The organism is Stackebrandtia sp. (assembly GCF_035643755.1).
Classification (GTDB): Bacteria; Actinomycetota; Actinomycetes; order Mycobacteriales; family Micromonosporaceae; genus Stackebrandtia.
Genome location: NZ_DASQPW010000119.1, coordinates 1 through 5,822, shown reverse-complemented (window position 1 = coordinate 5,822; position 5,822 = coordinate 1). Strand labels below are relative to the sequence as shown.

Sequence of the window (5,822 nt, the reverse complement as noted above, 5' to 3'; positions counted from 1 at the left end):
GAGCTGCGGCGCGCCGCCGTCCAGCGGCCCGGGGACGAGCGCCTGGCCGGGCAGGCGATGCTGGCCCTGGCGGCGACCGGTCGCCAGGCCGAGGCGCTGGCCCGCTTCGACGCCACCCGCCGCCATCTCGTCGAACGGCTGGGCGCCGAGCCCGGCGCCGAGCTGATCCGGATCCAACTGCGGGTCCTCAAGGGGCTGAACGACACCACAACGCCCCCGCCCCGACCGGGCGCCCAGGTCCCCCGCCAGCTGCCGCCCGCGCCGCGCCGCTTCACCGGGCGCCTACGCGAACGGTCGATGATGGACGACGCGCTGGCGTCGGGCGCCCCCGTCGTCGCCCTGTCGGGGCCGGGCGGCATCGGCAAGACCTGGCTGGCCACGCGCTGGGCCAGCGACAACCTCGCGAGATTTCCCCACGGCCAGCTCCACATCGACCTGCACGGCTTCGACCCGTCGCGGCAACCCGTCACCGCCGAAAAGGCGCTGCGCGCCCTGCTCGGAGGGCTCGGCGTCCCGTCGACGGCCATACCGTCCGACGTGGAGCAAGCCTCGGGGCTGTTGCGCAGCAAGACATCGGGGCGCGCCCTGGTCGTGGTGCTCGACAACGCCCGCGACCATCGCCAGGTGGCGCCGCTGCTGCCCGGCGAGGGCTGCTTCACGATCGTGACCGGCCGCGTCGAGCTGGCGGGGCTGGTGGCCTCGCACGGGGCCGCCTCCATCGCCGTGTCCTCGCTGAGCGACGTCGAGGCGCACGACGCGCTGGCCATGCACCTGGGCGACGGACGGGTCGCCGCCGAGCCCGAGGCCGCCGCGGCCCTGGTCACGCACTGCGCGGGACTGCCGCTGGCGCTGGGCATCGTGGCCGCCAACGCCGCGACCCGTCCCGACAGGTCCCTGAGCTCCCTGACCGCGGACCTGCGCGACCGCGCCACCCTGCTGGACGAGCTGGAGACCGGCGACCTGTCGGCCTCCCTGAGGTCGGTGCTCGCCACCTCGCTGCGCGCGGTATCCGACGCGGCGCGGTCGATGTTCTCCTGTCTCGGCCTGGCGTTCACCACGACGGTGAGTGTGGACGCCGCCGCCAGCCTCGCCGCCCGCTCCCCCGCCGCCGCGCGCAAGTCCCTGCGGGAGCTGGAGACCGCGCATCTCCTCGACCGCGACGCCGCCGGCCGCCATCGCCTCCACGACCTGACGGCGCTGTACGCGGCCGAGGTCGCCGACGACACCATCGACGATCCACGGCGGAGGCGGGCGCGGCGCCGCCTGGTCGATCACTACCTGCACGCGTCCTACTCGGCGGCGCGGGTCTTCCCGTCCATGACGTCGATATCGTTGGAGGAGCCGCTGGAGCGCACCATCGTGTCCGTTGTGGACTCCGACGACGCCTTGGACTGGTACGCCGTCGAGTACCCCAATCTGTTGGCGGCCCAGGAATCCGCCGAGGACCTCAGCATGGACGGCCACGTGTGGCGGCTGGCGTGGATCACGGGTCGCTACCAGTGGGCGCAGGGCCGCTGGTCCGACGGCATCGCCGGGTGGTCCCGCGCGAGGCACGCCACCGACCGCCTCGGCGACCCGCGGGCCCAGGCCATCATCTACATCGGCCTCAGCACCCTCTGCGTCGCCTCGGGCGACCTGGACCGCGCCGAGTCCATCACGACGGAGGCCGTGCGATTCGCCGCGCGGACCGGCGACGTGCCGCTGCGCCTGTCGTCGCACATGAGCCTGTGCGTCATCGCCGACGCCCGCGGCGACCACGCCGCCGGCCGCGAACACGCCCAGCGCATGGTCGAGCTGTCGGCGTCGACCGACAGTCGGCGGTGGGGCGCCATCGCGTACAACTCGCTCGGCTGGAGCGAGGCCAAGCTGGGCGACCTGGACGCCGCGCAGGCCCACCTCGAAACGTCACTGTCCATCTTCGCCACCACCGAGGCCACCCACAGCCTCGCCGACGTGTGGTTCCAGCGCGGCGACTACCCAACCGCCCTGCACTGGTACACCCGCCGCCTCGAGATGACGCGCCGTCAGAACAACGAGCACACCCTGCCCACCGACTGCGAGCGGATCGGCGACTGCCACGCCCGCATGGACGACCCGCGTCAGGCCCGGCAGTGGTGGAGCGACGCCGTAGAGCTGCTGCGCGAACAGGGACGACAGCGCGAATGGGAATCCATACAGGACAAGATCGCCGCGCTGGGACCGCCGGACCGCGATGATTGAGCGGCCCCACCGTCCCAGGTGACGGTGGGGCCGCGGCAGGCGGAGTAAGGCTCAGGGTCGTCGGGTCGGCACCATGGCGTCGTAGATCCGATCGAGCGCGTCGCAGATCCTCAGCTCCCGCGCGTCCCGCTCGGTGGCGATGTCGTCCAGGCGGCGATGGAAGTCGGCGATCACCGGGGAGACCCCCCGGCCGCCCGCGTCGAGCGCGGCGATGGTGGCGTCGATCAGGTCCGACAGCTCGCGGCGCTGCCACTCATAGACGCCCCTGGTGGCGCGCATCGTCGCGGCGAGCCGGGCGGCCACCGCGTGGTGGTCGCGGGCGATGTGCGGCAGCCATCCCTCAAGATCGACCCGGGGCCCCGCGCCCCACATGTCGATCTCGCGGGCGGATCTGCGCACCGCCGCGTCGGCGGCGGGATTCGCGGCGGCGAGCGTGGAACCGGCCACCTCCAGGTTCCGCACGATGCCGTCGAGACCCTCGGGAGCGGGCCGACCGCGATTGACCACGATGGACGGAATGGCGTCGAGCGGAACGTTCGCCAGGTCGCCGCCGGCGGCCCGCCTCGCGGCCGCCACGATCGCCTTTCCCATGCCCCACAATTCTTCCGTCTGGTAGTAACTCACTGCCGCACCTCGCTCAGTCGGCGACGGGCGCCTTCCCGCCATCGAGGGCCTGGTTGAGACCGTCGGCGGTGTCGTAGATGTCGGTGGCGCACTTCGTCAGGATGTGCTGCCACTCGTCGCGCACCCGGCTGAAGCAGGTGTAGACGGGGCTGACCAGGTTCTCCTCCCCCGACGCGTCGGTGACGAAGACACCCCGGGTGTCGTGGGTGGACTCGGCCATCCCGCTCGTCGCGAAGTACACCTCCGCGACCCTCGGGAGACCCACGTTCGCGAATCTCCACAGGTAGAACAGGTCCGCCGCGGTGCCGTGACTCATGATCCCGCCGCGCCCAACATCTCGTTCTTCAACAGCTTGGACTTCAGCGTGTAGTCCGCGATCATCGCCGAGGACGCGGCCCGGAAGGCCTGGCGGAACTCGGTTTCGCTCATGTCGCGCACCGGCTTGGGTTCCAGGCGCACCTTGAAGGCCCGCAGCCCGATCGTGGCCACGGCGACGGCGCGATCGTGCGACGCACCCGCGCCCCTCAGTTCGGAGGCGGCCCGGCGAAACCGTTGGTACCGCGCGTCGGTGTGTTCGAGCGCGCGGTGTTCGAAGCCGAACTCGGTGAGGATCTCGCGGCGGGTGCGCACCCGGGCCACCGCCACCAGGGACAACAGGCGCTCCAGCTGGTGGCCGAGCGCCTCGGCACCCAGGTGGCGGTGCAGGTCGGGTTCGTGGAAACGGACGTCGACGGTGACGCCCCTGACGCGGCCCTCGATGCGTTGGTCGGGCGCGAAAACCGTGGCGGTGAGCGCGTCGAGGCGCTCGGCCAGCTGGGTCATGTCGCTTGTCTCCCTTGGGTTGTCAGTGGGTGTGACTCAGCGGCGGTTTCACCCCGCCCGGGGAGATCCCCGACGGCGCCAGCAGCCGAATCACGTTGGCGGCGGAGTCGGTCTCGTACTCGGAGTTGTCGGGACCGTGGGTGATGTTGATCTTGTTCTCCAGCTCCCAGTAGTAGGAGTTGAGGACGTCGTAGATGTGGCCCTCGCTGGCGCTGAACTTCTTGACCAGCTTGAATTCGGCCTGCATCAGGTTGCTCCAGACGCCGCTGATCCGCCCGGCCCCCAGCGGATTCGACTCGGGGTCGTCGAGCTTGATCACGTCTTTGGCGACGCCCGCGCCGCCCGAGGTCACCGCGCTGACCAGCTGCACCGCGGTCTTGATCCCGTTGAAGACCCCGACCAGTCCCAGGGCCCCGGTGAAGATGTTGAACACGGCGTTCTTGCCGTCGTCGCCGCCCCAGCAGTCGATCGCGTCCACCGCCTCGGCGGCGTGGTTGACCATGTCGACGACGTCGCCCTGCGCCTGTTCGATGACGATGGCGTAGGCGTCGAGGGACAGCTTCATGACCGACAGGGTGTTGGCCTGCAGGAAGAGCGCCGCGGGGAAGCGATTGACCACCTTGGACTTAACCGCGCTCGTGGTGGCGCCCCGCCACTCGCTCAGGTCCTGCCTGACATCGGCCATGTAGCCCGGGATCAGCGGGCCGCCGCCGACCGAGCCCGCGGCGTCCTCCATCTTGAGCGCGTCGGTGGTGCACAGCTTGTCGCGCGCGGTCTTGGTCTTGGCGGACAGGTCGCGGATACCCTGTGGCTCGGGCAGTTGCCGCCAGTGGTCGAACATGCGGTTCGTCAGGTCCCGCAGGAAGGGACGGATCGGGCTGTCGTCCTTGACGTGGGTCTTGTGTGGGGGGCCGAGGTCGAGTTGTGGCGCCCCGCCGATCTCCATGAACTCGTCGGCGAAGCCGTCCATGGTCTTGTTGTAGGTGGAATCGATCAGCCTGTCGATCGCCGTGTTCAGTTTGTTCACGTAGTCGCTTGTCACCGTGATGCTCTTTCTGGTCAGCTCGCGCGCGGGGGCCCGCCCGGGCGGGCCTGGTGGTCGTCGGTGGGCAGGCTCCACGCGGGTGGATTGGTGGTCGAGGGCTGGCCGGTGTACTCGTCGTTGGACGTGGTGGAGTCGTTCTGGGCCTCGTTGCGGTAGACGTCCAGCCGCTGGGCCGCCTCGGCATCGTGCGCCACGAAGTCGTCCAGGGCCTTGCCCAGCAGCGAACCCACGCCCACCAGGGTGGCCGCGGTGTTGTCGCTGGCGTTCCACACCAGGTCCCGCAGCCGCGACCAGGAGTAGTCGACGACCCGCGGCCCGAAGTAGTCCTCGGGGCGGTGGAACGCGGTGGTCCCCGCCGTGCCCGACAGGTCGGCCGCGATCTGGTGATACTCGTCGGCCATCCGCGGCAGCTCCACCCGCGCGGCCGTGCGGAGCTTGTTGAGCTCGCCACCGAGCTCCACGCCCGACATCTCCCCGGTCATGACTTCCGCCTCTCGATGTTCATGACGGCAATGGTCGTGCGCGGGTCTAAAGCAAACCTGGAATCGACCTAAGGCGCGATTCCGGGCTCACTTCACGGACCGACGGAACCGCCCGAAGTCGCCCCGGTCCGCGTCGGCGATCATCTCCGGGGCGGCGCCCGAGTCGTCGAGGCCGCGGTGTGCTGAAGATGGTGAGTGGACTGCGCGTATGCCGCGGCGACGGCGGGCGGGATCGTGCGGCTTACCCGTTTGAGTTGGTCAGGTCGGCGCCGAGCGCCACTCCCGATTCGGTCACAATGCCCCCTGGACGGCGGCCACGGAGTTGATGTCCTTGTGAATGTTCATAAATCTCTCGACACGTTCGCGGCGCGCCGCGGAGATCACCTCGTTGAGGCAGTCGAGCAGGGTGTCCTCGTTCATGCGATGCACGGCGTCCTCGGCGATCCGGACGTCCACGTCCCGGTCACCGCGCCAGCGCAGCCGCACGTCGCCCGACGCGGCGAAGCGCACGGTGATGCCGTCGCGTCCGCTGAGGCGAACCTTCACGGTCCGATTCGGAGAGAGGCTGTTGACGACGACCTTGTCCAGCTTGTCAGCAAAGGTTTCCATCGAATCCCGTCCCGTCGTGG

General features: G+C 70.1%; 7 protein-coding genes. 1 reads left to right on the top strand and 6 read right to left on the bottom strand.

Translation table 11 applies throughout. The annotated features are described in order from the left end of the window. Positions 1–2,220 (top strand): BTAD domain-containing putative transcriptional regulator (locus tag VE172_RS09245; RefSeq protein ID WP_324800255.1); only part of this gene is annotated, 2,220 nt, incomplete at its 5' end. Between the two features lie 51 nt (positions 2,221–2,271). Here the strand turns inward: VE172_RS09245 and VE172_RS09240 are convergent. The 6 genes from VE172_RS09240 to VE172_RS09215 form a co-directional block, all read right to left on the bottom strand. Further along, positions 2,272–2,844: a hypothetical protein gene (locus VE172_RS09240; RefSeq protein ID WP_324800254.1), complete on the bottom strand. Its 573-nt coding sequence runs from the start codon at positions 2,842–2,844 to the stop codon at positions 2,272–2,274. 13 nt (positions 2,845–2,857) lie between these two features. Next, on the bottom strand, positions 2,858–3,160 hold the full coding sequence (locus VE172_RS09235) for a hypothetical protein (RefSeq protein ID WP_324800252.1): 303 nt from the start codon (positions 3,158–3,160) through the stop codon (positions 2,858–2,860). Beyond that, complete coding sequence (locus VE172_RS09230; protein ID WP_324800250.1) at positions 3,157–3,666, bottom strand: hypothetical protein; 510 nt, start codon at positions 3,664–3,666, stop codon at positions 3,157–3,159. The genes VE172_RS09235 and VE172_RS09230 overlap by 4 nt, the downstream gene beginning before the upstream one ends. 22 nt (positions 3,667–3,688) lie before the next feature. Beyond that, positions 3,689–4,693, bottom strand: coding sequence for a hypothetical protein (locus VE172_RS09225; protein WP_324800247.1), 1,005 nt, complete (start codon positions 4,691–4,693; stop codon positions 3,689–3,691). 32 nt (positions 4,694–4,725) lie between these two features. Further along, the gene (locus tag VE172_RS09220; protein WP_324800244.1) at positions 4,726–5,193 is read right to left on the bottom strand and encodes a hypothetical protein; all 468 of its coding nucleotides are present in this window, start codon (positions 5,191–5,193) and stop codon (positions 4,726–4,728) included. Positions 5,194–5,484: 291 nt separating this feature from the next. Continuing rightward, the coding region (locus tag VE172_RS09215) for a hypothetical protein (protein WP_324800241.1) at positions 5,485–5,822 on the bottom strand (338 nt) is incomplete at its 5' end.

Coding starts and splice junctions, on each gene's coding strand:
- VE172_RS09230 (WP_324800250.1), bottom strand. CDS start 3,666: ATGACCCAGCTGGCCGAGCGCCTCGACGCGCTCACCGCCACGGTTTTC.
- VE172_RS09235 (WP_324800252.1), bottom strand. CDS start 3,160: ATGAGTCACGGCACCGCGGCGGACCTGTTCTACCTGTGGAGATTCGCG.
- VE172_RS09220 (WP_324800244.1), bottom strand. CDS start 5,193: ATGACCGGGGAGATGTCGGGCGTGGAGCTCGGTGGCGAGCTCAACAAG.